This window comes from Methylobacterium sp. J-072, assembly GCF_022829425.1.
GTDB lineage: Bacteria > Pseudomonadota > Alphaproteobacteria > Rhizobiales > Beijerinckiaceae > Methylobacterium.
This window is the reverse complement of the sequence record NZ_JAKSYK010000014.1, coordinates 1-24,515: the sequence shown is the minus strand read 5'-3', so window position 1 is coordinate 24,515 and position 24,515 is coordinate 1. Positions and strand designations below refer to the sequence as shown.

At 69.9% G+C, this 24,515-nt stretch carries 21 protein-coding genes and 1 pseudogene; 13 read left to right on the top strand and 9 right to left on the bottom strand.

Translation table 11 applies throughout. From position 1 onward, the window contains the following. Positions 1 to 441: 441 nt before the first annotated feature. Entirely contained in the window at positions 442 to 1,491 is a 1,050-nt protein-coding gene (locus MKK67_RS00775) for an HpcH/HpaI aldolase/citrate lyase family protein (RefSeq protein WP_243960967.1), read from the top strand. A gap of 316 nt (positions 1,492 to 1,807) precedes the next feature. Here MKK67_RS00775 and MKK67_RS00770 read toward each other — a convergent pair whose 3' ends face one another. Next, positions 1,808 to 2,791 (bottom strand): GlxA family transcriptional regulator, encoded by a 984-nt coding sequence (locus MKK67_RS00770; protein ID WP_243960965.1) that lies wholly within the window; start codon positions 2,789 to 2,791, stop codon positions 1,808 to 1,810. 53 nt (positions 2,792 to 2,844) lie between these two features. On the opposite strand from MKK67_RS00770, the gene MKK67_RS00765 reads away from it, so the two are divergent. The 3 genes from MKK67_RS00765 to MKK67_RS00755 all read left to right on the top strand — a co-directional run bounded on the left by MKK67_RS00765 (position 2,845) and on the right by MKK67_RS00755 (position 5,073). Continuing rightward, a complete protein-coding gene (locus tag MKK67_RS00765; RefSeq protein ID WP_243960963.1) occupies positions 2,845 to 3,615 on the top strand; it encodes a DJ-1/PfpI family protein in 771 nt (256 codons plus the stop codon). Positions 3,616 to 3,662: 47 nt separating this feature from the next. After that, positions 3,663 to 4,001, top strand: coding sequence for a heat shock protein HspQ (gene hspQ, locus MKK67_RS00760; RefSeq protein WP_243960961.1), 339 nt, complete (start codon positions 3,663 to 3,665; stop codon positions 3,999 to 4,001). A gap of 85 nt (positions 4,002 to 4,086) precedes the next feature. Beyond that, positions 4,087 to 5,073, top strand: a complete 987-nt coding sequence (locus tag MKK67_RS00755) for a DUF4424 domain-containing protein (protein ID WP_243960952.1) — start codon at positions 4,087 to 4,089, stop codon at positions 5,071 to 5,073. 140 nt (positions 5,074 to 5,213) lie between these two features. On the opposite strand, the gene MKK67_RS00750 is transcribed toward MKK67_RS00755, so the two are convergent. Continuing rightward, the gene (locus tag MKK67_RS00750) at positions 5,214 to 5,987 is read right to left on the bottom strand and encodes an invasion associated locus B family protein (protein WP_243960950.1); all 774 of its coding nucleotides are present in this window, start codon (positions 5,985 to 5,987) and stop codon (positions 5,214 to 5,216) included. Positions 5,988 to 6,464: 477 nt separating this feature from the next. On the opposite strand from MKK67_RS00750, the gene MKK67_RS00745 reads away from it, so the two are divergent. Both MKK67_RS00745 and MKK67_RS00740 read left to right on the top strand, forming a co-directional pair. Beyond that, positions 6,465 to 7,742 (top strand): AMP-binding protein, encoded by a 1,278-nt coding sequence (locus MKK67_RS00745; RefSeq protein ID WP_243960948.1) that lies wholly within the window; start codon positions 6,465 to 6,467, stop codon positions 7,740 to 7,742. A 160-nt stretch (positions 7,743 to 7,902) separates the two neighbouring features. Beyond that, entirely contained in the window at positions 7,903 to 8,247 is a 345-nt protein-coding gene (locus MKK67_RS00740; RefSeq protein WP_092045112.1) for a hypothetical protein, read from the top strand. Positions 8,248 to 8,409: 162 nt separating this feature from the next. On the opposite strand, the gene MKK67_RS00735 is transcribed toward MKK67_RS00740, so the two are convergent. The 3 genes from MKK67_RS00735 to MKK67_RS00725 all read right to left on the bottom strand — a co-directional run bounded on the left by MKK67_RS00735 (position 8,410) and on the right by MKK67_RS00725 (position 10,373). Continuing rightward, on the bottom strand, positions 8,410 to 8,769 hold the full coding sequence (locus MKK67_RS00735; protein ID WP_243960946.1) for a hypothetical protein: 360 nt from the start codon (positions 8,767 to 8,769) through the stop codon (positions 8,410 to 8,412). Continuing rightward, positions 8,756 to 9,052 carry a DUF6516 family protein gene (locus tag MKK67_RS00730; RefSeq protein WP_243960944.1) on the bottom strand — a complete coding sequence of 99 codons (297 nt, stop codon included), beginning with the start codon at positions 9,050 to 9,052 and terminating at the stop codon, positions 8,756 to 8,758. Before MKK67_RS00730 ends, MKK67_RS00735 begins: the two co-directional genes overlap by 14 nt. 106 nt (positions 9,053 to 9,158) lie before the next feature. After that, entirely contained in the window at positions 9,159 to 10,373 is a 1,215-nt protein-coding gene (locus tag MKK67_RS00725; RefSeq protein ID WP_243960935.1) for a UbiH/UbiF family hydroxylase, read from the bottom strand. A gap of 589 nt (positions 10,374 to 10,962) precedes the next feature. On the opposite strand from MKK67_RS00725, the pseudogene MKK67_RS00720 reads away from it, so the two are divergent. Beyond that, positions 10,963 to 11,067: pseudogene (locus MKK67_RS00720) on the top strand (addiction module toxin, HicA family); the annotation flags it as partial. Beyond that, positions 11,064 to 11,525, top strand: a complete 462-nt coding sequence (locus MKK67_RS00715) for a type II toxin-antitoxin system HicB family antitoxin (protein ID WP_243960933.1) — start codon at positions 11,064 to 11,066, stop codon at positions 11,523 to 11,525. The pseudogene MKK67_RS00720 and the gene MKK67_RS00715, both read left to right, overlap by 4 nt. A 34-nt stretch (positions 11,526 to 11,559) precedes the next feature. Here the strand turns inward: MKK67_RS00715 and MKK67_RS00710 are convergent, their stop codons facing one another. After that, the gene (locus MKK67_RS00710; RefSeq protein WP_243960931.1) at positions 11,560 to 12,456 is read right to left on the bottom strand and encodes an alpha/beta fold hydrolase; all 897 of its coding nucleotides are present in this window, start codon (positions 12,454 to 12,456) and stop codon (positions 11,560 to 11,562) included. A gap of 107 nt (positions 12,457 to 12,563) precedes the next feature. Here MKK67_RS00710 and recG point away from each other — a divergent pair, with 107 nt between their 5' ends. Both recG and MKK67_RS00700 read left to right on the top strand, forming a co-directional pair. Continuing rightward, the gene (gene recG / locus MKK67_RS00705) at positions 12,564 to 14,783 is read left to right on the top strand and encodes an ATP-dependent DNA helicase RecG (protein WP_243960929.1); all 2,220 of its coding nucleotides are present in this window, start codon (positions 12,564 to 12,566) and stop codon (positions 14,781 to 14,783) included. Positions 14,784 to 15,093: 310 nt separating this feature from the next. After that, positions 15,094 to 15,417 carry a hypothetical protein gene (locus MKK67_RS00700; RefSeq protein WP_243960926.1) on the top strand — a complete coding sequence of 108 codons (324 nt, stop codon included), beginning with the start codon at positions 15,094 to 15,096 and terminating at the stop codon, positions 15,415 to 15,417. A 68-nt stretch (positions 15,418 to 15,485) separates the two neighbouring features. Here the strand turns inward: MKK67_RS00700 and MKK67_RS00695 are convergent, their stop codons facing one another. Then, the gene (locus MKK67_RS00695; RefSeq protein ID WP_243960924.1) at positions 15,486 to 16,286 is read right to left on the bottom strand and encodes a DUF502 domain-containing protein; all 801 of its coding nucleotides are present in this window, start codon (positions 16,284 to 16,286) and stop codon (positions 15,486 to 15,488) included. A 184-nt stretch (positions 16,287 to 16,470) separates the two neighbouring features. After that, positions 16,471 to 17,385, bottom strand: coding sequence for a sugar kinase (locus MKK67_RS00690; protein ID WP_243960922.1), 915 nt, complete (start codon positions 17,383 to 17,385; stop codon positions 16,471 to 16,473). 996 nt (positions 17,386 to 18,381) lie between these two features. Here MKK67_RS00690 and MKK67_RS00685 point away from each other — a divergent pair. Continuing rightward, positions 18,382 to 19,407, top strand: a complete 1,026-nt coding sequence (locus tag MKK67_RS00685; RefSeq protein WP_243960920.1) for a helix-turn-helix domain-containing protein — start codon at positions 18,382 to 18,384, stop codon at positions 19,405 to 19,407. A gap of 209 nt (positions 19,408 to 19,616) precedes the next feature. Here MKK67_RS00685 and MKK67_RS00680 read toward each other — a convergent pair whose 3' ends face one another. Then, positions 19,617 to 20,045 (bottom strand): MucR family transcriptional regulator, encoded by a 429-nt coding sequence (locus MKK67_RS00680; RefSeq protein ID WP_243960918.1) that lies wholly within the window; start codon positions 20,043 to 20,045, stop codon positions 19,617 to 19,619. Positions 20,046 to 20,725: 680 nt separating this feature from the next. On the opposite strand from MKK67_RS00680, the gene MKK67_RS00675 reads away from it, so the two are divergent. Both MKK67_RS00675 and MKK67_RS00670 read left to right on the top strand, forming a co-directional pair. Next, entirely contained in the window at positions 20,726 to 22,327 is a 1,602-nt protein-coding gene (locus MKK67_RS00675; protein ID WP_243960917.1) for an omptin family outer membrane protease, read from the top strand. A 212-nt stretch (positions 22,328 to 22,539) separates the two neighbouring features. Further along, positions 22,540 to 23,934 carry a DUF4105 domain-containing protein gene (locus MKK67_RS00670; protein WP_243960916.1) on the top strand — a complete coding sequence of 465 codons (1,395 nt, stop codon included), beginning with the start codon at positions 22,540 to 22,542 and terminating at the stop codon, positions 23,932 to 23,934. Positions 23,935 to 24,515: the final 581 nt, after the last annotated feature.

The following is a 24,515-nucleotide window of genomic DNA, read 5'->3' as shown; positions in this document are numbered from 1 at the left end:
GCACGGCCGTTTTCCCGGGCGCATGCAGCGCCAGCGGAATGCGACCCGGGACCCAGCACACGACGGCGCGCAGCGTCCGTCCGATCGACCTGTGCCGCTGGCGCGGCGCTTCGTGTGCTGGGTCCCGGATCAGGTTCCGCTCCGCTTCACCTGTCCGGGAAAGGGGCGCGCGTGATCTGCTCAGGAGCGCTGATCCCACGACGCGCACGGGGCCAAACACCTTGAAAGGGCTGCCAGCCCTTTGGAAACCCATGTTTCCCAGGATGGCGTCCCCCTGACAGCGCGCAGTCGAACAGGCTCTGAGAGCGGGCGTCCGGCGCTTCCGGGCCGGGGCAAAATGCCCCGCAGGTCGGGGGGCACCCCGGCGGCCCGCGCCTTTACGCGCCCGCCCAAGCCTGCCTTAACGGGGCGCGACGCCAAGCCCGTTACAAGAGGCCCATCATGAAACTGCCCCGCCGCTTCTTCCAGCCGCTGGCCACCGGCGCGCCGGCCCCGTTCCGCGAGCTGCCGGTGCGGCTGGAGCGGATGATCCACTTCGTCCCGCCCCACAACGACAAGGTCCGCGCCCGGGTGCCCGAGCTCGCCGGCACCGTCGACGTGGTGCTGGGCAACCTGGAGGATGCGGTCCCGGCCGACCAGAAGGAGGCGGCCCGCAAGGGCTTCGTCGCCATGGCGCAGGCGACCGACTTCGCCGCCACCGGCACCGGCCTCTGGACCCGGATCAACGCCCTCAACTCGCCCTGGATCTTGGACGACCTGTTCACCATCGTGGCCGAGGTCGGGACTAAGCTCGACGTCGTGATGGTGCCCAAGGTCGAGGGGCCCTGGGACATCCACTACGTCGATCAGCTGCTCGCCCAGCTCGAGGCCCGGCACGGGGTGACCAAGCCGATCCTGATCCACGCGATCCTGGAGACCGCCGAGGGTGTGGCCAATGTCGACGCCATCGCGTCGGCCTCGCCGCGGATGCACGGCATGAGCCTCGGGCCGGCGGATCTCGCGGCGTCGCGCGGCATGAAGACCACCCGGGTCGGCGGCGGCCACCCGGATTACCGGGTGCTCAGCGATCCCGCGGGCGACGCCCCCCGGGCCACCGCCCAGCAGGATCTCTGGCACTACACCATCGCCAAGATGGTGGATGCCTGCATGGCCAACGGCCTCAAGGCGTTCTACGGCCCGTTCGGCGATTTTTCCGACGGCGACGCCTGCGAGGCGCAGTTCCGCAACGCCTTCCTGATGGGCTGTGCCGGCGCCTGGACGCTGCATCCGAGCCAGGTGGCGATCGCCAAGCGGGTTTTTGCGCCCGACCCCGCCGAGGTGGCCTTCGCGGCCCGCATCGTCGCGGCGATGCCCGACGGCACCGGCGCCGTGATGCTCGACGGCAAGATGCAGGACGACGCCACCTGGAAGCAGGCGAAGGTCATCGTGGACCTGGCGAAGCTGGTCGCCGCGAAGGATCCGGAGCTGGCGGCGGTGTATCAGCTGGGGTAGCGCGTGGTATCGTTCGGCTGATCCGGTGCCGGGCCGTTGAGACGACCTGGTAAGCAAGTCGATCCCTCCAACCCCACCCCCTCATCCTGAGGCGCCCGGCGAGCGAAGATCGCCGGGCCTCGAAGGAGCCCTCCAGCCAGTCGCGCGATCCCTGGAGGGCTCCTTCGAGGCCTCCGCTCCGCTTCGGCACCTCAGGATGAGGGCGCGCGTGGGATGGGCCCTTCAGCCCCGCGGGGCCTGTACCGTCACGCTGCAATCGGGATCCGCCACAGGTCCTTGATGCGACACGGCCGCAGCCGGTGGCCGCCTGCCCCCCTCACCCGCCGAACCGCGCCCGATAATCCTGCGGCGTCGCCGCCACGTGCCGCAAAAAGCTGCGCCGCAGGGTTTCCTCGGAACCGAAGCCGCAGGTCCGGGCGATGCGCTTCACCGGCTGCGCGGTCTCGGCCAGCGCCCGCCGCGCCGCCTCGATCCGCAGGCGCTCCACGGCCTTGGCCGGGGTGAGGCCGGTCGCCTCTCGGTAGTGCCGGCTGAGGCTGCGTTCGCTCATCCCGGCGGCCTCCGCCAGGACGGGGAGCGACAGGTCTCCCGCCAGGTTCTCGGCGATGAAGGCGTGGAGCGCCCCGAAGCGGTCCTCCCCGGCCTGCAGGGCCAAAGCCGCGCTGAACTGTGCCTGCCCGCCGGGGCGCTTCAGGAACATCACGAGGTGGCGCGCCACCGCCAGGGCGAGATCCCGGCCGAGATCGGCCTCGACCAGGGCCAGCGCCAGGTCGATCCCCGCGGTGACGCCCGCGGAGGTCCAGACCGGGCCGTCCTGCACGAAGATCGGGTCGGGCTCGACCCGGGCCAGCGGGTAGCGCCGGGCGAGCGCGCCGCAATGCTTCCAGTGGGTCACGGCCCGCCGCCCGTCCAAAAGCCCGGCGGCCCCGAGCAGAAAGGCCCCGGTGCAGACCGAGGCGACCCGGCGCGCCCGCCCGGCCCGGTCCCGCGCCCAGGCCACCAGTTCCGGGTCGGCGCAGGCCGCCGTGACCCCGGGGCCGCCCGCGACGATCAGGGTGTCCACCGGCGCGTCGCGATCCGGCAGCGGGTCGGCGACCAGGCGCAGGCCGGCCGAGGCGGTGAGCATCCGGTCGCCGGCCGCGATCACCCGCGGCGCGTAGGGCGCGAGCCCGCCGCTGAGGTCGTTCGCTGTGGCGAAGACCTGGAGCGGCCCGGCCACGTCGAGGAGTTGCACCGCCGGGAAGGCCAGCACCTCCACGGGGCGGGACGCGTCTGGCGAGAAACGAGGGGTCTTTGGCATCTCGGCCAGACCGTGCCGCGGTAAGGTCTCCCTGTCCAGCACGGAGGCTCCGCATGATTCCCCCCGAGACCCATCTTCAGATCGGCTCGCTCCTGTTCGAGGGGCTCGACCAGATCGACCTCACCGGCCCGTTCGAGGTGCTGTCGCGCATCCCCAATTCCACCTACCGGATCTACGGGCCGAGTGCGGCGCCGGTGCGCGACCTGCGCGGGCTGCGGATCACCCCCGATGCCGCCCTCACGGAGGCGCCGCGCCTCGACGTGCTGCACATCCCGGGCGGCCAGGGCCAGGAGGCGCTGATGCGCGACGCGGCGGTGCTCGGCTGGATCCGCACCCAGGCCGCGGGCGCCTCTCACGTCTTCTCGGTCTGCACCGGCGCGCTGCTGCTCGGGGCGGCCGGGCTGCTGATCGGGCGGCGGGCCACGACCTACTGGAACGCCGTCGACCTGCTGCCCTGGTTCGGGGCGGAGCCGGTCGACGCGCGGGTGGTGATCGACCCCGATTCCGATGGCCGCACGTGGCTGTTCGCGGCCGGCGTCACCGCGGGGATCGACGGCGCGCTCCGGCTCGCGGCCGAGCTGCGCGGCGACGATGCCGCCCGGGCGATCCAGCTCGGCATGCAATACGCCCCCGAGCCGCCCTTCGACAGCGGCACGCCATTGAGCGCTCCGCCGGCGATCGTGGCGCAGGTCCGGGCGGCGGCGGCCGGGATCACCGCCCGGCGCGCGGCCACCGCCCGGGCGATTGCGGCCGAGCTCGGCATCCCGGCTCCGGAATCTGCCGAATCGCACGTCGGCGACAGGGACATGACACCGGCCCGGTGACACGCTCCGACATCGGTCCTATCTGTCCGCTCGGAACGGACAGAGTCATGACGGACGTAACAACCAGAACCGCAAAATTCGCGATCGGCGCGGTGGTGCGCCATCGGATCTACCCGTTCCGGGGCATCGTGTTCGACGTCGACCCGGTCTTCGACAACACCGAGGAATGGTGGCTGGCGATCCCCGAGGAGGTCCGGCCGCGCAAGGACCAGCCGTTCTACCACCTGCTCGCCGAGAACGCCGAGACCGAGTACGTCGCCTACGTGTCCGAGCAGAACCTCCTGCCCGACACGTCCGGCGAGACCCTGCGCCATGCCGGCATCGCCGAGATGTTCGAGCGCGACGCCACCGGCGGCTACCGCGTGCGCGACCGCGTCCGGAACTGATTTTTTTCGAAGAATCCGGTCACCCTCGGGCAACGCCGCGGAGATAATCCGAAGCGCGTCGCAACGATTCTCCGAAGGCCCGGTCGTGATCTCCCGTCCCCTCGCCGCGGCGCTGCTGGCCGCCGGCCTGCTCGGCGCGCCGGCCCGTGCCAACGACAGCGCCGCCGAGCTCGATGCCGGCGGCCTGATCCTGAGACCGGAACCCGGCATCGCGCTGGCCAGTGAAGACCTGTCGATCGCCCTCGACCGGATCCGCGTGTCCTACGTGTTCTGCAACCAGGTGTCGGAGCCGCGCACCGTCCGGATCGCGTTCCCGCTGCCGCCGATCGACGGCCGGACCTTGAGCTTTTCGGCCACCAAGCTTCCGCAGGTCGATCGGGCGAACTTCGTCGGCTTCACCGTCACGGTGGACGGGCGTCCGGTGGAGCCGGAACTGGAGGAGCGCGCCTTCGTGGGTGAGCGCGAGGTCACCGACCTGCTGCGCCGCCACGGCCTGCCGCTCAACCCGCTGCGCGTCTCCGAGATCGAGGCGGCCTCCAAGCGGATCGGCAAGCCGGACTGGGCGGAGCTGGTCAAGGCCGGGCTGTTCCCGGACGCCGAGGGCATGATGGAGGGCCTCTGGCGCTTCGAGGCGACGTTCCACTGGCTGCAGACCTTCCCGGCCGACCGGGAGGTGCGGATCGAGCACAGCTACGCCCCGGTGAGCGGATTCCACCTCCTCGACCCGAAGGAGGCCGCCCGCGCGTCCTACCGGGCGACCTACTGCCTGGACGAGGCCGGGCTGGCGGCGATCCGGCGCCTGCACGCGAAGGCGCCCAACGCGGGCGGCTACCTGCGGGCCTTCGTGGTGCCCTACATCGTCACCACCGCGCGCAACTGGGCGGCCCCGATCGGGCGCTTCACCCTGACGGTGGACAAGGGCAGCCCGGAGGCTTTGGTGAGCTTCTGCCGCTCGGGCATCCGCAAGACCGGCCCGACCACGTTCCGCTGGGAGGCCCGGGACTACGTGCCCGATCACGACCTCCGGGTGCTGATCGTCCTGCCCGGCCCGGGCCCCACGGGGATCCGGTAGGCCAAGTCCAGGATCCCAAAGGGCCAAGCCCTTTGGCGGGGCTCGGGGCGGAGCCCCGAAACGCGCAGCGCCGGCGAGCGCGCATGAAAAAGGGGCCGGCCCTCGCGGTCCGGCCCCCGATCGGAATCCGCTGCGACGTTTTACTTGGCCGCGGGGGCGCCGGCCGCCGGGGCGGCGTTGCCCTGCTGCTCGAGCTTCTTGCGCATGTCCTCGGAGCGCTTCTCCAGCTCGGCCTGGAGCTTCTTCTGCTGCTCCTCCAGGACCTTCGGGTCGATGGCCGGGCCGTCGAAGGCCTTGCCGAAGCCGGTCAGCGGCACCGCGAAGGTGACCTCGCGCTGGGTCTGGTTCTGGACCGAGACGTTGAGCGTGGTGCCCTTCTTCATCGCCGCGATGACGCCGGCATCGACGCCGCCGGCCTCGGCGAAGCAGCCGTTCGGGAAGCAGACCGCGAAGCGGCCCGGCGTCCCGGCCTGGCCGTCGACGTTGAAGCGGATGCCCGGCTGCAGCAGCAGGCCGAGCGGCAGCAGGTAGCGCACCACGCGCACCTCCTGCTTCTGGGCGGCGTTCTTCATCTCGTAGACCGCCACGGCCAGGACGGGCTGGCCCTGGTCGGACACGAAGTCGCGCGTCGTGTAGCAGATGTCGGTGCCGGAGGCCTGGTCCTTGCCGCAGACCTTGGTCCAGTCGGCCTGGCTCGGCTCGGACTTCACGGTCACGATCTGCGGACCGGTCTGCGCGGCGGCGCCGGCCGGATTGTTGGCGGCCGGAGTGTTCGGCGCGGCGGGGGCGGGCGCGGTCGGCGCGGGGGCGGCCGGCTTCTTCGCCTGGGCCAGCGCCGGGGCGGCCGCGAGGCCGAGGCCCACGAGGCCGAGGAGGGCGGCGCGTGCCAGCGTCGCGGGGCGGGTGAAGGACATCGGCTCTGACCCCTTGAGAAACGTGGTGTGGCGAAACGTGGTGTGGCTTGCGGAATGCGGAGCCGGCCTGACGGGCTGGTCCGCCGGACCGCCCGGGCACGCACCGCCGTGGCGTGCCTCCCGGGGCTCCGGATGAATCGGTCCGACCATCGGGCGAGGATGGCGCCGGATGCGCACATCGCCCGCCCCGGCGACCGGGCGGCCTGCCTGTCCCCTCCGAATGAGGCGAAGGCATGACACCGCGGCATCGAGCGCCCCTCGGGGCGCCCTGTGCCGCAGCCGGCTCCCGATAGGCCCGTGACTCTCCGGCCGCAAGCGCGACGTTGCCCGAGGCTGCCATGGGGCCGGTCATGCGGCGTCCCGCGACGACGACAGCCTCGCTCAAGTGAACGGGTCTTAGCTGGGATTTAACCATAGTCGGCCGACCATGCGGATGGATCTGCAGTTTGGGTGGGGGGCGGATTGAGCGCGTTCGCGGTGGCGGAGAGAACGGCCGACGCCGCGCCGGATGCGTCCGCGCGGTCCGGCAGCCTGTCTGCCTGCCTGTTCGCCGCGGCCCGGACCGGCCCGCAGCGCACGGCCCTGCGTGATTCGGGGGATCGGGCGGCCTGGTGCGGGCGCCCGCCGATCACCTGGACCTACGCGGCGGCGGCCGAGATCGTCGGCCGCCTCGCCCGCGGCATCGGCGCCTGGCGGCTGCCCGCGGGCAGCCGGGTCGGCCTGTGGTTCTCCGGCGGCGCCGAATCGGCCCTCGCCCATCTGGCCGTCGAGGCGGCCGGCCACCTGCCCTGCCCGATGCCCGCCCTTTGGGATGCCGCACAGCTCTCGGCCGGCATCGCCTCCGCGGGCCTCGTTGCGGTGCTGACGGAGGGCCGCCGCGGCGCCCGCCGCCCGGCCGAGGACCTCGCCCAGGCGGCCATGGGCCATTTCGGCCTGCGCTACCTCGCCGCCTTCGGCCCCGGCGTCCCGGACGGCGTGATCAGCCTCGACGCGATGGCCCTGGAGCGCGGGGTCGTCGCCCCGGTCGCGAGCCGCGGCCTCGTCACCTTCGCGGCCGGGGATCCCGGCCGGCCGGTCTATCGCAGCGCGGCAGCCCTCGCCGCGGCGATCGACGCCCATCTCGACGCGCTGCCGGTGACGGCGGACGAGCGGATCCTGACGCTCCTGCCGGCCCACGACCTGCGCGGCCTGGTCACCGGCCTCGGCGCGGCGCTCTCGGCCGGGGCCAGCCTCGAGACCGTGATTCCCTTCGACGAGGCGGGGTTCCGCGCCGGCCTGATGCGGCCGGTGCCGACGCGCCTCGTGGTCCCGTCGCTGATCGAGGCTGCGCTCGCGGCTCTGCCCCTCCCCTGGACCGTGCGGGCGCTCAACGTGGTGCACCGGGCGCCCGCGAGCACGATCCTGGACGCCACCGTCGGATCGACAGGCCCGCGCCGTCTCGATTCGCTGGTCTTCGACGAGGACGCGGTGCTCACGCGGTCCGGCGACCTCGCCGCGACCCTGGCCCACCCGGATCGGACGCCCCTGCCCCGGGCGCTCCTCGATCTCGCATTCCTGGACCTCGCATTCCTGGACCTCGGCGACGACCAAGATGACGCACCGGCCTATCGCGGCTTGGCCTATCGCGGCCTGGCCTGCGCGACGGCGGTGCTGCCCCGCAGCGGCGTCCCGGATCCGGACGCAAGGGCGTGGCGGGACTCGGGCTACCGGCCGGTCCTGTCGGGCGGGGCCGTGACCGGGATCGAGGCCGCCTGAACGGCGGACGATCGTCGGTTCATCCGGCGCTCAGGCGTGGCGGATAATCTCGCAAGCGCACATGGGGGACGGATCCGATCCGCTCCTTCGTGGGTTTCGCTTCGGATTGTGGTTCTGGCTATCTTCCCAAGCCACGCTTCATGAGGTACCGCTCAAGCCTATGGGTGCGCTGCAACAAGTGCTCGTGGTCGATGACGGTGTCCGCGCCGTGGACCGGTCCCTTTCGGGCGAGCTGGCCAACCTCGGATACGCGAGCGTCACCGCCTCGATGGAGGCGGCGGACGATGTTTTGGCCGTGATCGCCCGCCCGGCGGCGGTGCTGCTCCAGGCCCCGACGCGTCGGGACCCCGCCTATGCCCGCCGCGCCGCCCGCCTGCGCGGCCAGCTGCGCGACCGCGGCATCCCGGTCCTCCTGATCGGCGACGCGGGCGAGTCCAAGGCCGGCGGACCGGTGGACCTCGCCACCCGCCTCGGCGCCTACGTGGCGGCCCAGCCGGACCTCTGAAGAGACCCTTTCGACCGAAGCCTCGCCACCGTCATTGCGAGCGCAGCGAAGCAAGCTAGGGCAGCGCGCCGTCGCCCGAATCGTGGCGCATCCTCGAGGCGATTCGCGCACGATGGGCGCACACGGATGCTCGCCGTCGAGGTCAGGATCCGCAGCCCGATGTCACGCTGCGATTCGGATCGTCGAGACGATCTCGTCGATCTCGCTCGACAGGCTTCCATCCGCGCCCCGCACGACGAGCCCCAACTCGGCCAGGGCCACCACGTCTTCGTGGACCCGCCTCACATCGCGGCCGAGCGCGCGGGCCAAGGCGCGAATTCCGGGCTCCGGGGTTCGCCGAAGGTGGCGCAGGAGGTCGTAGCGCTTTGGCGTCAACACGGCGCACAGGGCGCTCCAGTCCCGGAACAGGATGCGATCACTCCCAGGGACGACGTGTCCGGCCTCCGCCGCCTTCCAGGCTTCGGCCACATCCGCCGCGGCCGCGCGCAGGCCGCGGCCGACCTCGACCTCAGTCCTCACCATGGTCTCTCCTCCAGGCTTCGACGGCTTCGACAAAGTCGGCGAGCAGCCGATCGACACCGGCGAAGCGGTATGGCGCTTCGGCGTCCTGATCGTGCCGATGGTCGCCTTTGCCGCGTTCATTATCGAAGCCGATCACGCGTACGCCGTTGACGACATAGACGAGGCGGTACTTGAAACCGTGCTCCGTTGGCGGGACCGGTTCCGGGACACGCCATACGACCAGTTCGGCGAAGTTTCGGTCGCTAAAGGCCACACGGCGACGGATGAGAAGTTCCGCCTTCATGGCCGCACGATAGGCCTGCGCCTGTTGGCGTCAAGTGACAACGGGAGCCGGTGGGGGGCCTCCACGTCTGCCTCTCAGTGATCCTCGGTTACACCGAGCGGGTGCGTCAGCGCGCCCCGCGCATCAATTCCGGTGCGCCGAGTCGGGGCAGCACGCCTTCGCGCATCACCACCCGCCGGAGCGGGCCGAGATGCGACATCGCCAGCAGCCCGAGGCCCCGGAGCGCATCCACCGGCAGCAGGTCGGTGAGCAGGCTGCGGTTGAGCAGATCCACCGCGGCGGTGCGCGCGGCGGCATCGAGGCGGCGGCTGCGGGCGTAGCCGTCGAGAACCGGCCGGGCGCCGGGATCGCGGCCATCGCGGGAGGCGGCCACCAGCAGGTCGCGCAGGGCGGCGGCGTCGCGCAGGCCGAGATTGAGGCCCTGCGCGCCGATCGGCGGGAAGACGTGGGCCGCCTCCCCGACCAGCGCCAGGCGCTGCGCCACCGGGCTCGACACCGAAAGGCCGCGCATCGGCACGAGGCCCCGGGGGCCGTCGATCCGCATCGCGCCGAGCATCGCCCGGGCCTGCCGCTCCACGGCCTGGCCCAGGGCGGCGTCGTCCAGGGCCGCGAGCCGCCGCGCCGCGCTCTCCCCGGTGACCCAGACCAGGCTGGAGCGGTGCCCGCCCGGCAGCGGCACCAGGGTGAACGGGCCGGAGCGGGTGTGGAACTCGGTGGAGACGTCCCGGTGCGGGCGCTCATGCGCCAGGATCGTGGTGATCGCGCTCTGCGGGTAGGTCCAGTCGCGCACGCGCACGCCGCTGGCGGCCCGGAGCGGGGAGCGGGCCCCGTCGGCGCCGACCACAAGCCTGGCCGCGACCGTGCCGCCATCCGCCAGGTTCAGGCGCGCCATCGCCTCGCCGGGGACGGCCCCGGCGGCATCCGCCTCGACCAGGGTGAGATTCTCCTGGGCGCGGGCGCGGACCCGCAGGCTCTCGACCAGGCGGGCGCTCTCGACGTTCCAGCCGAAGGCGTCCAGCCCGATCTCGGCGGCCTGGAAGCGCACCGGCGGCGGCCGGAACAGGCTGCCGGTGTCGTCGATGATCTGCAGGGTGCAGAGTGGGCTCGCCTGCGGGGCCACCGCCTCCCAGGCGCCCAGGGCCCCCAGGAAGCGCACCGAGCCGTCGAGCAGCGCGACCGTCCGCCCGTCCGCCACGGGGGCGTGACGGCCGACGAGCGCCGTCCGGATGCCGGCCTGGGCGCTCGCCAGGGCGGCGGCGAGCCCCGCGGCCCCCGCGCCCACCACGGCGACGTCGAAAGGTGTGTTGGCCACTTCTGACATGCTACCCGACGTTATCTTTCCAACCGCCCGCGCCCGTGATCCCGGTCGGTTCGGCCATCTCGGCCGAGTCGTCCTTATGGGACGGGTCCTATCTGAGTCTTCCGGTCATCCTGCCAATCCTGATCGCCGCCGCCACGGCGCCGCAGGCCACCGAGCGATTGGCCTGCCCGGTGGAGACCCCGCTCGCGAGGTAGGACGCGGCCGCACGCGGACCAACATTGATAGGAGATCGAAAATCCACAGTTCTGTGGACTTCCACGCATCTGTGGAACGACCGATATCTGCATGAATGCGAGCGAACTCCGCAGGCTCCTTGCCTGCGGGTTACAAAGGTTTGAGGCGCAGGCGTTGGTTCAGACCGCGACGCGCCCCCTCTCCCGTGCGGGAGAGGGCTGGGGTGAGGGACCAGGGTTTTCCGGAAAGCGCGCATCCCTCACCCTGTCCCTCTCCCGCACGGGAGAGGGGACCCGCGCCTTCTGCGCTCACGGCATGATCACGGCTAAGGTCGAAACCTGTGTAGGCCGTAGGGCTCCTCGCCGCGAAGGGCTCCACGTTCGAGAACCACAAGGGTGGCTCGGGCCATCTCACGGTCCGGCGCGGCGATCGGGTGTCGCAGATCCCGATGCATGGCGGCCGGAAGGAACTCGGTACGAGTCTCGTCAACCGCATCCTGAAGCAGTTGGACCTCAAGTGACGGGCTACATCTTCGATCTCGAACCCGACGACAACGGGACGTACCTCACGACCTGCGCGGCCTTTCCCGAGATCACGACGTATGTCGAGGATCCGGCCGCCCTTCCCGTGCACGGCTTGGGGGCTCTGGAGGAAGCCCTGGCGGCGCGCATCGCCCGCAACGAGGACATACCCGCACCGGCGCCGGTCGAGGCCGTCAAGGGCCCCGACGCCCGGGACGGACGCGTCATCAGGACTTGGGTGAAGCTGCCGTTGCAGACCGACCTCAAGGTGATGCTCTACCGGATGCTGCGGAGCAAAGGCATCACGCGCGCCGAGCTGCAGCGCCAGCTCGGCTGGAACCGGGAGAGCGTCGACCGGCTGTTCAGGCTCGATCATCAGACCCGGACTGCACAGTTCGATGCGGCCTACCGGGCGCTCGGCTACGAGCTGAGCGTGCAGAGCGTGCCGGTGGCTTGAGCGCCGCCCTTTTGCATCGTCCGAGCGCGTCGGTTCACCCGAGGAACGCCGACAGCTCCGAAAAAACCTCCTCCGGCCTCTCTTCCTGGAGCGTATGCCCGCAATCGAGCGCCCGGCCCGAGACGTTCGTGGCCTTCTCGCGCCAGGTCTCCAGCACGTCGTAGGTCTGGCCGACCACGCCCTGCGCACCCCAAAGGGCGAGCAGCGGCGCCGTGATCCGCGCCTCCGAATCGGCCGCGTCGTGCTCCAGGTCGATGCCCGCCGCCGCCCGGTAATCCTCGCAGATCGCGTGGCGGCAGGCCGGGTCGCTGTAGCAGCGCAGGTATTCCGAAAAGAGGTCCGGCGGGGTCGAGCCCGGGGTCTTGGACTGGCCCTCGATGTGGTGGCGCAGGAAGTATTCCGGATCCGCCGCGATCAGCCGCTCCGGCAGGGGATGCGGCTGGATGAAGAAGAACCACCAGAAATACCGGGTGGCGAAGGCCTTGTCGGTGCGGGCGTACATCGTCGCCGTGGGGGCGATGTCGAACAGGGCCACGCGCTCGACCCGCTCCGGATGATCCAGCACCAGGCGGTGGGCGACGCGGCCGCCGCGGTCGTGACCGACGAGCGCGAACCGGTCGTGGCCGAGCGCGCGCATCACCGCCACCGCGTCCGCCGCCATGGCGCGCTTGGCGTAGGCCGCGTGGCGCTCGCCGCCCGGGGGCTTGTCTGAATCGCCGTAGCCGCGCAGGTCCATGGCCACGATCGTGCGGCTTTCGGCCAGGCGCGGGGCGATGTGCAGCCAGGTCGACAGGGTCTGCGGGTGGCCGTGCAGCAGCAGGACCGGCGGCCCGGAGCCCCCGGAGCGGGCGTGGATCGTCACGCCGGGTTCGGTCTCGATCCGGTGCCGGTCGAAGCCCGGCAGAAAATCGGTGGCACAATCCTTGGCCATGCGCTCGGTCGCCTCCGTCCCCTGGGCCCGTGTCCCTTGCGCCGCACTGGCGCGCCGGGATGCACGGGATGATAAGGCGGCTCCGGCAGGATGTCCGCCGAGCCACCATGACAGATGCACGCGCGACTCAGGACGCCGCCCTCCGGGACGCGGCCGTGAACGACCCGGACGCCGAGGCGCCGGAGGGCGAGGCCGTCCGCGCGCCGCTGCTGCGCCCGAGCATCCTCGATCCCCTGTTCGCCCCGGTCCGGGCCCTGCCGGGCGTCGGCCCCAAGATGGCGCCGCTCATCGAAAAACTGCTCGGCACCCCGGAGCGGGAGGCCCGGGTCGTGGACCTGCTGTTCCACCTGCCCCAGGGCGGCGTCCCGCGCCGGCTGATGGGTTCGATCAGCGACGCACCCGTGGGCGAGCCGGTGACCGTCGGGGTCACCGTGGTGGGGCACCGCCCGGCGCAGATCGGATCGGGCAAGCGCCCGCACCGGGTGCTGGTGGAGGACACCACCGGCGACATCTCCCTGGTGTTCTTCGGCATGCCCCGCGCCCGGGTGGAGAAGATGCTGCCGCTGGGCGCCCATCGCTACATCACCGGCCGGATCGACCTGTGGGACGGCACCCGCCAGATGGTCCACCCGTCCCGGATCGTCGACGAGGCCGGGCTCGCCGAGCTGCCCGCCGTCGAGCCGATCTACGGCGCCACCGAGGGGCTGACCTCCCGGGCGATCAACAAGCTCGCGGTGGCGGCCCTCGACCGACTGCCGATCCTGCCCGAATGGCAGGACCCGGCCTGGCTGGAGAAGAACCGCCTCCCCGCCTTCGCGGATGCGCTGCGCGTCGAGCACCGCCCCGAGGAGCCCCTTCCGAAATCCGAGGACCCGCTCCAGCCGCCCCCCGCCACCCCGGCCAGGCGCCGCCTGTCCTACGACGAGCTGCTCGCCTCGCAGCTGGCGCTCGCCTTGATGCGCGTCCGGCAGCGGCGCAAGGCCGGCCGGGTCAACGCCGGCGACGGGGCGCTGAGCGCCCGGATCCAGGCCGCCCTGCCCTTCGCGCTCACCGGCGCCCAGGCCCGGGCGGTGGCGGAGATCCGCGAGGATCTGGCCGCCCCGCGCCGGATGCTGCGCCTGCTCCAGGGCGATGTCGGCTCGGGCAAGACCGCGGTGGCCTTGCTCGCCCTGGCCTCGGCCGTGGAGGCCGGGCGGCAGGCCGCCCTGATGGCCCCCACCGAGATCCTGGCCCGGCAGCATTTCGAGCGGCTGCAGCCGCTGGCCGGCGGTCTGCGCCTGCGTCTCATGACCGGCCGCGACCGGGCCGCGGAGCGCAAGAGCACGCTCGCCGCCCTCGCGGCGGGCGAGATCGACATCCTGGTCGGCACCCACGCCCTGTTCCAGGAGGCGGTGACGTTTCGCGATCTCGGCTTGGCGGTGGTGGACGAGCAGCACCGGTTCGGCGTCCACCAGCGCCTGGCGCTCGGCGCCAAGGGCGAGGCGGTGGACTTCCTGGTCATGACCGCGACGCCGATCCCGCGGACCCTGGCCCTGACCTTCTTCGGCGACATGGACGTCTCGGTCCTCGACGAGAAACCCGCCGGCCGCCAGCCGATCCGCACCCTCACCCTGCCGACCGAGCGGATCGACGAGGTCGTGGCCGGCCTCGCCCGGGCGATCGCTGGCGGCGAGCGGGTCTACTGGATCTGCCCGCTGGTGGAGGAATCCGAGTTCATCGACCTCGCCGCCGCGGCCGAGCGCTTCGACGACCTCAAACAACATTTCGGCGACGCGGTCGGGCTGATCCACGGCAAGATGCCCGGCCCCGAGAAGGACTCCGCCATGGCCCGGTTCGCCGCCGGGGAGACCAAGGTTCTGGTCTCGACCACGGTGGTCGAGGTCGGGGTCGACGTGCCCGAGGCGACCATCATGGTGATCGAGCATGCCGAGCGGTTCGGGCTGGCCCAGCTGCACCAGCTCCGCGGCCGGGTCGGGCGCGGCTCCAAGGCGTCCTCGTGCCTGCTGCTCTATCGGGGCCCGCTCGGCCAGGTGGCCCGGGCCCGGCTCGAGATGATGCGCGACAGCGAGGACGGCTTCCGCATCGCCGAGGCCGACCTGAAGCTGCGCGGCGAGGGCGAGGTGCTGGGTACCCGCCAGTCGGGCCTGGCGGCCTTCCGGCTGGCGCGGATCGAGAGCGACGGCGACCTGCTGGAGGCCGCCCGGGACGACGCCCGGATGATCGTCGAGCGCGATCCCGGCCTGAAGAGCCCGCGCGGGCAGGCGCTGCGGGTGCTGCTTTACCTGTTCGAGCGCGACGCCGCGATCCGGCTGATCGGGGCCGGCTGACCAAGAGTTTCCTGAACGGCACCGTTCAGGAAAGGCCGCCGTTCAGAAAAAGCGCCGCCCCGGTCATGTGCGCTAGGGAACATGACGCACGGAACCGTCCGCTGATGCATGACAGGCACGCTTGTCCGGAAAAGATGTTCTTGATCAGGAGCTTGGTTCTGCGCGCGGAAGCTTCGCCGGGGCCTCGGAGGCGGCGGGAGAGCGCGTAGGCAAGGGCTGTGACCTTGCATCAGCCACAATCTTCCCTTAACTGCAGATGAACGAATGGCCCGGTAAGCCGGGACATCACGGACGAATCTGGAGGACGGACATGTCGAACGGACTGTTCCAAAACCTGCCGGGCTCCCACGAGATGGCCGGTATCCAAGCCCTGCCGACCGAGCCCTGGCTGCTGCCGATCTCGGATGGTGCCGCCGCGGCGGTGACGAAGACGTCGGAGGATCTGCAGGCTGCCGTCCGGCTGGCCGCGCGTCCTTTCTGGCTGGCCGCCAACGGGCTCTGCATCGCGCTGGGCCTCGCTCTGACGCTCCAATGTGCCACCGGTTGGTCACCGACCCCGACCCGCAGCGCCGTGACGGTGGCCCAGGCGACGCCGCCGACCATCGCGCCGCAGACGGCTTCGCTGCAGCGCTGACGCTCGGCGGACACGATCGCGGTTTCAGGGCCGTCCCGCTCGCGCGGGGCGGCCCTTTCTCATGACGGTCACGCGTCCTGCGGTTCCCGCTGGGCCGCCGGGTCGCCGGCCTGCTGCGCCGTGCGCAGGGACGCCGCCATGGCGTGCAGCCGGCCTTGCGGATCTTCCGGCTGGATCACGCCGGCCGACATCACGAGCTTGGCCGCATCGTCGACGCTGATATGCAGCTCCACTACCGCCGAGCGCGGCAGGTAGAAGAAGAAGCCCGTGGTCGGGTTGGGCGCGCAGGGCAGGAACACCCCGACCATCTCGTCGGCTCCGGCCGCGTTCCGGGCCTGGAGCGCACCCTCGACCTCCGGGGATGCGGGCGCCGACAGGAACACCACCGACCACGTGCCCTTCACCGGGAACTCGACCAGGCCGACCGTGCGGAACGAGGTGCCGTTGGCCGAGAACAGGGTCTCGAAGATCTGGCGCAGGCCCTTGTATAGGCCGGAGATCACCGGGGTGCGGGCCAGCAGCACCTCGCCGAACTCGATCACCGAGCGGCCGACGAGGTTCGCCGTGAGGAAGCCCAGCAGCGTCACCGCCAGGAACGCGATGACCAGGCCCAGGCCGGGGATCGAGAACGGCAGGTAATGGTCCGGCAGGTAGTTCGCCGGCACCAGCGGCTTCACGAACGAATCGATCAGCGCGATGAACCACCACGTGATGTAGGCGGTGATCGCCAGCGGCCCGGCCACGATCACGCCGGTGAGGAAGTAGGTGCGCAGCCGCCCCCGCGCGCTGACGCGCGTCTTCGGGGTGGCGGGGCCGGGCGCGGATGCGTCGGGCTCGGGAGCCTGAATCGGCGGGGAACTCGGCGCCACGGGTGCCCTCTCGGCCGCGCGCTTCGCGGCGATCCAGCCTGGGGGCGATCGATCCCCCGAGGGCACAGGTAGCGGCTGCGCTTGCCCGCCTCAAGGGCGGCGGGCCGATCGGCGCGGCCTGCTGTTCTCGGGGGCTCCGCCCCCGAACCCCGCCAAAGGGCTGAGCCCTTTGGAAACCCAGGACTCAGAAAGCCAGGGCCGGCATCGCCTCCCGGGGGATCACGGCGCCGCGATGCCCGATCACGGCGCCCGCCAGGCGGTGCGCCTCGGCGGCGGCGGCCTCCGGGGTCAGCCCGACGATGCGGGCCGCGAGGTAGCCCGCCGCAAAACTGTCGCCGGCGGCCGTGGTGTCCACCACCCGGGCGACGGGTGCGGCCGGCACGGCCGTATCGCTCACGCCGTGCAGCACCCGGGCGACCGGGGCCGGGCCGTCCGACGTCTTGAGCACGATCTCGGCACGGCCGCGATGGCGCAGCACTTCGTCCTCGCCCGCCTCACCGAACAGCCAGTCCAGATCCTCCACCGAGGCGAAGATCAGGTCCGCCTGGGCCAGGGCCGCGCGGAACGTGGTGCGGGCCACCTCCCGGTCCGGCCAGCCGCGGGGGCGGTAATTGGTGTCGAACGCGACCCGGCCGCCCCGGGCGCGCAGGGCCGACAGCGTCTCGGCGAGCGCCGCGCGTCCGGCCTCGCCGTAAAGCGACAGGCTGATGCCGGAGACGTAGACGAGGTCGTCGGCCTCCAGGGCGGCCCGCGTCTCCGGGGCGCCCGGCTCGGAGAATAGGTCCCGGGCGGCGGCGCTGTCGCGCCAGTAGTGGAAGCTGCGCTCGCCCGCGTCGTCGGTGCGGATGATGTACAGCCCCGGCATCCGGCCCGGCAGCCGGCGGATCCGGCCGAGGCCGATGCCCTCGCGGCCCCAGGCCGCCACCATCGCGTCGCTCCAGGGATCGTCGCCCAAAGCGGTCACGTAATCCACCGTCACGCCGAGGCGGGCGAGGTAGAGGGCGGTGTTGAGCGTATCGCCGCCGAAGCCCCGGACGAGGCTCCCATCCGGCCGCTCCGACAGCTCGACCATGCACTCGCCGACGCAGGCGACCCTCATGCGGCTTCTCCCGTGCGGACCACCGACCGGCCCCGCCACGGACGGGCCTCGTTCGGCCTGGCCTGTCAACCAGGGGCTTCATTGCCGGGCCGCGGACCGGTCCGGGGCATGGCCGTCGCGAACCGACCGTGCGCCTTTGCCTGCCGATCCTGTCCAGGATTCAGCAAGGCCCCCCCGTCGGGGAGCCTGCTGCGAACCGCACCGTTCAGGACGTGACTCCGGATGGACGGACTCTTGTCTCGCCGTCGATGATCAGATGCCGTAATTCCTCATGTGTCGTGCGCGACATGTGATTTCAATGCACCTCAGAAAAGAGATCGGTATTCGGCATCGGCGCGATGATTGCTGCGTAATGTATGTTTTATTTTAGAGTGACATCAATCACAATATGTCATGGGTTGATGGCCGGCTGATTCAGAGCGTTCGATACACGAAAGGTATTAAGCGTAAGAGCATTCGCGAAATTTTTATCGATCGCATGCGATAAAAGCCGAGATTTTTGCATATCCGATCTACCCGTAGTGGGGGTGATTCAGAGGACCGGCACCCGTATTATCTTCGGCACGATGTACGAATGATGCCGGTGGGTATCGACTTATACAGGGATGGTCCCGATTCTTGCGCATCACACCATACGTCGCAGCCTCGCATCCGTCGCCAACGGGCGGGTCTCGACGGCGTGTGCGGGAGAACGGCGCCGCCAGTCCGCGCGAAGGCTGGGCGTTGCGGGTGCCTTAGAGCGCTCGCCGCCGAAGTGGATACCGGTTCGGCGCAAGCGAGCACGTCATATCAAGGACTTAGAGCCGTTCCCGATTGCAACGCGATCAGGGACGGCTCTGGAGCCCATGGCGCGGCTGTGTGGGGGCCGTGGAAGTCCTATGCGCGCTGCTTTCGCTTCGGCGCCAGGTCTCAGACGACAGGTCCGGCCGCATCGGCCCACTGGAGATGCGTCCGGATCGATGGCTGCAGGCAAGAATACATTCGGGATGCTCTGAGATGTTCCATTCCGCCCTCAGCGCACTGACCTTTTCCTCCGGGGAATTTCTGACGATCACCGAGAGCCGGGGGTTGAGCGGGGCCTGGAGCTGGGTGCTCATGGGTGGCGAACAGATCTGGTCGCCGGGGTTCTTCCGCCTCTTGGGTCTCGTGCCGAATGCCGCGAAGGCGAATTACGATCTGCTCCTGAGCCTGGTCCATCCGGAGGATCGGCACCTGATGCCGTCGCTCGGCGAAGTCCGGCAGGGACACGTTCCCCGTGAGACCATCGTCCGGGTGATTCGCCCGAACGGCACGATGCGCGTGCTGTCGCTGGTGATGGAGGCGCGCTTCTCCGGGGACGGCCGGCCCGTGGCCGTGAACGGCACGGCGCTCGATGTCACCGACCGGGAGCAGCTGGCGCAGATGCGCCAGGAGGAGCGGCTGCGGCGGGGCGCCCTGTATCTCACGGAACATATCACGTGCTTCTCGATCGGGCTCGATAACCGCTTCGAAATCCCCTTCGAGGTGGCGCAGGTGCATGGCCAGCCGTATGAGGAACTCTGCACCAACCCGTACGTCATGATTGTTCCCGAGGAACGGAGCGCCTTCCAGGAGGCGGCTCAGGAGCAGATCGAGAAGCAGCAATTCTTTCAGGGTACGGCCCACGAGCGCCTCGCCAACGGCGAGCTGTGGCATTTCAAGATCATCTCGATGCCGGTCCGGGATCCGGATGGCACCTATCTCGGACGCTGCGGGCTGAAATACCCGGTCCGGAGCCCGAGCCCGACCGCGGCGGTGCTCAACGAAGGCCTCGACCAGGCCGTGAGCGGCCATCATCTGCGCGCGGCCCGGGCCCTGCTGGATTGGTCGATGATGGACTTGGCCCAGGCGAGCGGCCTGTCGCATTCCACCGTGCGGCGCCTGGAAGAGGACAGGGAGCATCGCGGGAGCCGCTCCCGACTTCAGGCCGTCGCGTCCCTGCGCCGGTCCGGCATCCGCTTCATCCTGATGGACGACGGCACGCTGGCGGTGGCCAAGAGCTGAGCGGAACCGGTTTCGGGCCCCTGAAAGCGGCTCCGAATGCGCCCCCTGCGACCGGCAGGCGGAGCTGCGTGCAACACGCGCTCCGGGATAGCCCCGGCGCGCATGGGTTCAGGCTACAATACGCAGCATCGTCACGGCGCGCGTCCCTCGCGGTCGGTCCGGTCGGCCCAAAACCGGGGTCCGGTCCGCGTCGGGACGCGCGCGCGCACTCAGCCGACCTTGTGGCCGAGCTGGATCGCCTTGGCGATCTGCGAGCGCCGCTCGGCGTAGCTCGGGGCGACCATCGGGTAGTCGGCCGGCAGGCCGAACTTGGCGCGGTACCGCTCGGGCGTGAGGCCGTGGGCGGTGAGGTGCCGCTTGAGGGTCTTGTAGGGGCGGCCGTCGATGAAGCTGATCAGGCCGTCCTGGCCGATCGAGGCTTCGATCTGCGCGGCCGTCGGGCCGGTCCACGCCGAGGTCGAGCCGGCGGTGTTGCCCTGAAGCACCGAGATCGCCGTGTGGACCTGATCGATCAGAGCCGGTAGCACCTCAACACCGACGGCGTTGCGCGATACATAGGCCGCAACCAGTGACGCCGTGCATTTGATCAGATCGTAATTCGGTTCGTGGGTATTAGTATCGAATTCGATTGTGTTCATGGTCCCCTCGCTTCAGGTTGTCGCGGCGACCCAGGTTATATCCTAGAAGATACCGACAATTTTACCGGATCTTCCCGGTCTAACGTCCGCCGGACTGCTGATGCTCCGCCAAAATTGGCGACTAACAATACGAAACTGCGACGAATTGTCTAGGGTTTACCTTGAATAGTCTTTGAGCATTTTTTGTTCCATGATCTCAACACGAGGTTGCCCATCTTTCGGATCGTGGCAATTATTGCTCATTCGCGAATGTCGACGCCGTGCGACGATGCGTTGTTTGCCATTTGCCACAGTCCCGGCCGCTGTGCGTGCTCATCGTTCGCCGACGATGAAGTCTGTGGGACAATGGATTGGACCATTGTGAGCCGGGAAATGTCACGGCGAGAAGTATAAGAATATTATTGTGATTGTTCTGCATCATATATATATTGAAGTTATCAACTTAAATACAATAACAACAGAAAATTTTGCCAATCAAGATAGAAAAATTCTAATTTGCCCAAGCTTTGTCTTGGTGATACGTACCGATTCGATCGAGCATGGATCTGATAAAGCCATACAAATCGGATTGTACGATGAAGATATTGATTTTTGCCGCGTTCATTGAAGTCACTCTGTTAAGTAATTCGTATGCGGCGGATTTTATCAAGAAATCGATCATCGAATCGGCAGGCGTCTCTGTGCCCGGTTGGTCCGGATTCTACAGCGGCCTGTTCGCGGGGTACGGAGACCTGGAAAGCGCGACGCGGTTCGATTGCGTCGGGCCGAACGGGAAACGCGGCGCGGATGGCTGCCCGATCATCGAGACCCGAAAGGGAAGCGATGGCGCGTTCATCGCGGGTGGCGAGATCGGCTACAACAGGCTGTTCGGGGCGCACCTGCTCGTCGGCGGCGCGGCGGATTATCAATTCACCCGCCTCTGGGATTACGGGTCCCGCGAAGGGACTTTCCCGGCCGTCGGCGGGGGCGGCTACCGGTTCAGCACCGCGCATGCCGGGCAGCGACTGGATAATCTCACGACCCTGCGCGGCAAGGTGGGTCTCGCCGCCGGCCGGACGCTGGCCTACGCCACCGGCGGCCTCGCGGTCGGCAGCGTTCGTGTCGATACGACGCAAACGCGCCTCGGTGACTTCGGGCCCCGGTTCGACGCCCGCCGCGGTGACGTCCGCCTCGGCTACGTGGTCGGCGGCGGCCTCGAATATGCCTTCAGCCAGCATCTCTCGGCCAAGATCGAGGGCCTGTACTATAATCTCGGCCGCCGTGCGGTCTTCGACGATTCGACCGATTATCGCATCGGCACGCGCGCCACGACGGATGGGTTCCTGACCCGGGTCGGCCTCAATTACCGGTTCGGCGATGGGGTGCAGGTTCCGCGGTTCGCCGTTGCCTCTGCGGGGGCCGGAATCTGGGGTTTCGAGGGCGGCCTGCGCTACTTCTACAGTTCCGGTGGCCCGCGCTACACACTTGGATCTGCGCGGACGCCCGGACAGGTCAATTCCCGGTTGACCTATCAGAACACCGAGGCCCATGCCGGTGAGAGCTTCGCCCGGGTCGACCACAACCCGACGGGCTTGTTCGCGAAGGGCTTTCTCGGATCGGGTGGCACCACCTCCGGCCGCCTCTACGACGAGGACTTCCCGCCCGCCATACGCCCCTACACGAAGACCCTCTCGCGGATCAAAGACGGCGACATCAGCTACGGCGTCGTCGATCTCGGCTACACGGCGCTCCGCCGGGACGGCTTCAGCCTGGGCGGGTTCGTCGGCTACCAGTACGACGCCGAGCTCGCCAATGGCTATGGCTGCACCCAGGTGGCTGGAGGCAATATTTGCGCGCGCCGCCCGGTGCCGAATGACATCAACGTCCTGACCGAGAACCTACGCTGGAACGCGTTGCGCATCGGCCTCATCGGCGCGGCGCGGTTCGACCGGTTCAAGGTCAGCCTGGAAGGCGCCTATCTGCCCGTGGTCGCTGCCACCGGAGTCGATCGCCACTGGCTCCGGCCCGACATCAACCCGCTCCCGCAAAAGGGCAACGGGGATGGCTACTTCGCCGAAGGCATCCTCTCGTACGACCTGACGCCGGCCGTCAGCGTCGGTGTCGGGGGCCGCTACTGGCGGATGCAGACGGGTTCGGGCCGTACTAAGTTCCCGACCTATCCCGGCAGCCCGACCAAGTTCGAGACCGATCGCTACGGCGCCTTCGCCCAGATCTCCTACAAGCTCTCGGATCTGGGGCTCGGTGGATCGGACGTTCCGTCGGTTCTGGTGCGCAAGGACTGATCTGCGCTGATGCGAGGCTCGGGAGCGGTGACCGGTTCGGGTTGAACCCGGTGCCGCTCCCAGGATTGTGTTTCATCGGGTGGTCGGGCGAAGCCGCGTGTGCTTGGTGGATACCAGGCCGGGAGGCGCGGCGGCGGCACGTCCATTAACAGAGTCCTCAGGCGACTCGTGAAAGGTGCGGGCCGCACCTGCGCTTCCGAAGACGACCGGTCATGTCCCATCGCCCCTCCCCGCCGCACCGGCATGACGGTCCCGATCCCCAGCGTCCGATCCGTGGGGGCAATGCCCGGATGGCGCCGCTCTGGCAGGTGCTGGTCGGCGGTGAGGCGGTCCGCCGCCATGTGCACCTGATCCTGGCCGCGGGCGTGGCTCTGGCCCTGCTGGGCGTGGCCGTGATGATCGACGCCTTCGCGGGGGCGGTCCACATCCCGGAACGCTGGTTCGGCCTGCTCCTGCTCGCCGACGGCCTCGGCTCGCTCGGCACCGGCCTGATCGCCGCGGGAGCGGCCCGGCGGCTGCGGGTCTTCAAGGGCCTGTTCCTGTCCGTGGCCGCGATCCTGATCATGATGGCCTCGCCCACGAGCTTCTTCCTGCTGGCGATGCTGTGCGGCACCGCCTTCCTGGTCGATGGCGCGATCCGGATCGTCCTCGCTTGCCTGCTGAAATTTCCCGAATGGCGGACCTCGGTGGCGCTGGGCGCGCTGGGCGTGGCCTTCGGCCTGTTCCACCTGCAGCCCTGGCCGACCTGGTATGTCGGCACCGTCGGCTACTGCATCGGGATGTTCCTCATCCTCAACGGCGCGCGCCTGGTCCTGGCGGGGCTGCGCACGCACCGCATGGCTCCGGAGCCGGTCGCCGCACCCGCCGCGGCGTCGGACAGCCTGACGGTCTATGTCTGGACCCCGACCGGCCAGGCCACCACGCCCGCCACGCAGCGGCTGGTCCGGCGTTACGTCGCCTCCGTCGACGTTGCGGGGCGGTATTCCACCGGCCACGCCGCCCTGGAGCAGGCGGGCGATCTCTATATCAGCCACTATCCCGCGGTGGAGATCGATCGCTCCCCGGCCAACCTCCGGTCGAGCCTGCGCGCCGGGCCCGAGAACGACGTCGCCGGCCGGTTCCTGCCGTCCCATCGGGAGGAGGTCGCGGATTGGTGCGAGGCCACCGTCGCGGTCACGCTGAACGGCGTCGACGGTGCCCGGCTGCGGGGGTTCTGGGAGGCCTATCGCCGCGACACCACCTACAACTTCATCAGCCGCAACTGCTCGACCACCGTCGCCCGCGCCCTGGACGTGGCGGTGGAGGGCGCGTTCAGCCGCGACGGGCATCCCTGGCGCAACCTCGCCAACGCGCTGACCAGCCCGGAATTCTGGGCCGCGGCCCTGCTGCGCAACGGCGCCCGGTCCATGACCTGGACCCCCGGGCTGGTGCTCGACTACACGCGGGCGCTCAGCGCCCTGGTCGACCCGGCCTCGCCGGTCACGTCGATCGCCTGGGCCAATGTCGGCCGGCGGTTCATCCGCAACGGACGGGCCGGGTCGCTGACCCGGCTGTACCAGCTCGCCCGGCGCCGGCCCACCTCGGATGCGGGCCCGACCGAGGCCTGAGCGGCCTCCCTGCCCTCCCGGCTGTTGCCTATGATGTTCGCAGGTCGTTTCCGGCGAAGCGCGACCTGCTCTCTCTCCCGCACGGGCTATTGGCTTCACCCATCCCCGGATGTGGCGCAGGTCCCCTCTCCCGTGCGGGCTACGACGTTCACACATCTCACTGCGGTACCGTGCCGGTACCGGCAGATCCTGGTCCGGAAGGGCAAGTGCGCGCTCCCTCCCCCCTCTGCGGGGGAGGGTGGCCCCTGCGTCAGCAGGGGTCGGGAGAGGGGAACCCGGGTTCAGAAAAGGACAGAGCAGGCGGGCGGGCCACAGCCTCGTCCGGCACCGTCGCCCCCCTCTCCCGACCCCCTTCGGGGGCCACCCTCCCCCGCAGAGGGGGTAGGGAGAGCCGCAGTGTCTCAAGCGTATCCTGCCGGACCCGATGTGTGTATCTGCCAGCCCGCACGGGAGAGGGGACCCGCGCCGCATCTGGAAATGTTTGAGTCTGTCAGGGGCGGGCGGCGTGCCGGATCAGCGGGCCGTGCGGTTGGCGGCGAGGTCGCCGGCGATGGCCTGCATCACCGACAGGGTGTCGACCT

What these genes read in the sequence shown, in the direction of transcription:
- MKK67_RS00735 (WP_243960946.1), bottom strand. Translation starts at nt 8,769, where the DNA reads ATGGTGAGGACTGAGGTCGAGGTCGGCCGCGGCCTGCGCGCGGCCGCG.
- MKK67_RS00690 (WP_243960922.1), bottom strand. Translation starts at nt 17,385, where the DNA reads ATGAGGGTCGCCTGCGTCGGCGAGTGCATGGTCGAGCTGTCGGAGCGG.
- MKK67_RS00750 (WP_243960950.1), bottom strand. Translation starts at nt 5,987, where the DNA reads ATGTCCTTCACCCGCCCCGCGACGCTGGCACGCGCCGCCCTCCTCGGC.
- MKK67_RS00775 (WP_243960967.1), top strand. Translation starts at nt 442, where the DNA reads ATGAAACTGCCCCGCCGCTTCTTCCAGCCGCTGGCCACCGGCGCGCCG.
- MKK67_RS00670 (WP_243960916.1), top strand. Translation starts at nt 22,540, where the DNA reads ATGTCCCATCGCCCCTCCCCGCCGCACCGGCATGACGGTCCCGATCCC.
- MKK67_RS00725 (WP_243960935.1), bottom strand. Translation starts at nt 10,373, where the DNA reads ATGTCAGAAGTGGCCAACACACCTTTCGACGTCGCCGTGGTGGGCGCG.
- recG (WP_243960929.1), top strand. Translation starts at nt 12,564, where the DNA reads ATGACAGATGCACGCGCGACTCAGGACGCCGCCCTCCGGGACGCGGCC.
- MKK67_RS00680 (WP_243960918.1), bottom strand. Translation starts at nt 20,045, where the DNA reads ATGAACACAATCGAATTCGATACTAATACCCACGAACCGAATTACGAT.
- MKK67_RS00740 (WP_092045112.1), top strand. Translation starts at nt 7,903, where the DNA reads ATGGGTGCGCTGCAACAAGTGCTCGTGGTCGATGACGGTGTCCGCGCC.
- MKK67_RS00685 (WP_243960920.1), top strand. Translation starts at nt 18,382, where the DNA reads ATGTTCCATTCCGCCCTCAGCGCACTGACCTTTTCCTCCGGGGAATTT.
- MKK67_RS00765 (WP_243960963.1), top strand. Translation starts at nt 2,845, where the DNA reads ATGATTCCCCCCGAGACCCATCTTCAGATCGGCTCGCTCCTGTTCGAG.
- MKK67_RS00770 (WP_243960965.1), bottom strand. Translation starts at nt 2,791, where the DNA reads ATGCCAAAGACCCCTCGTTTCTCGCCAGACGCGTCCCGCCCCGTGGAG.
- MKK67_RS00710 (WP_243960931.1), bottom strand. Translation starts at nt 12,456, where the DNA reads ATGGCCAAGGATTGTGCCACCGATTTTCTGCCGGGCTTCGACCGGCAC.
- MKK67_RS00700 (WP_243960926.1), top strand. Translation starts at nt 15,094, where the DNA reads ATGTCGAACGGACTGTTCCAAAACCTGCCGGGCTCCCACGAGATGGCC.
- MKK67_RS00730 (WP_243960944.1), bottom strand. Translation starts at nt 9,052, where the DNA reads ATGAAGGCGGAACTTCTCATCCGTCGCCGTGTGGCCTTTAGCGACCGA.
- hspQ (WP_243960961.1), top strand. Translation starts at nt 3,663, where the DNA reads ATGACGGACGTAACAACCAGAACCGCAAAATTCGCGATCGGCGCGGTG.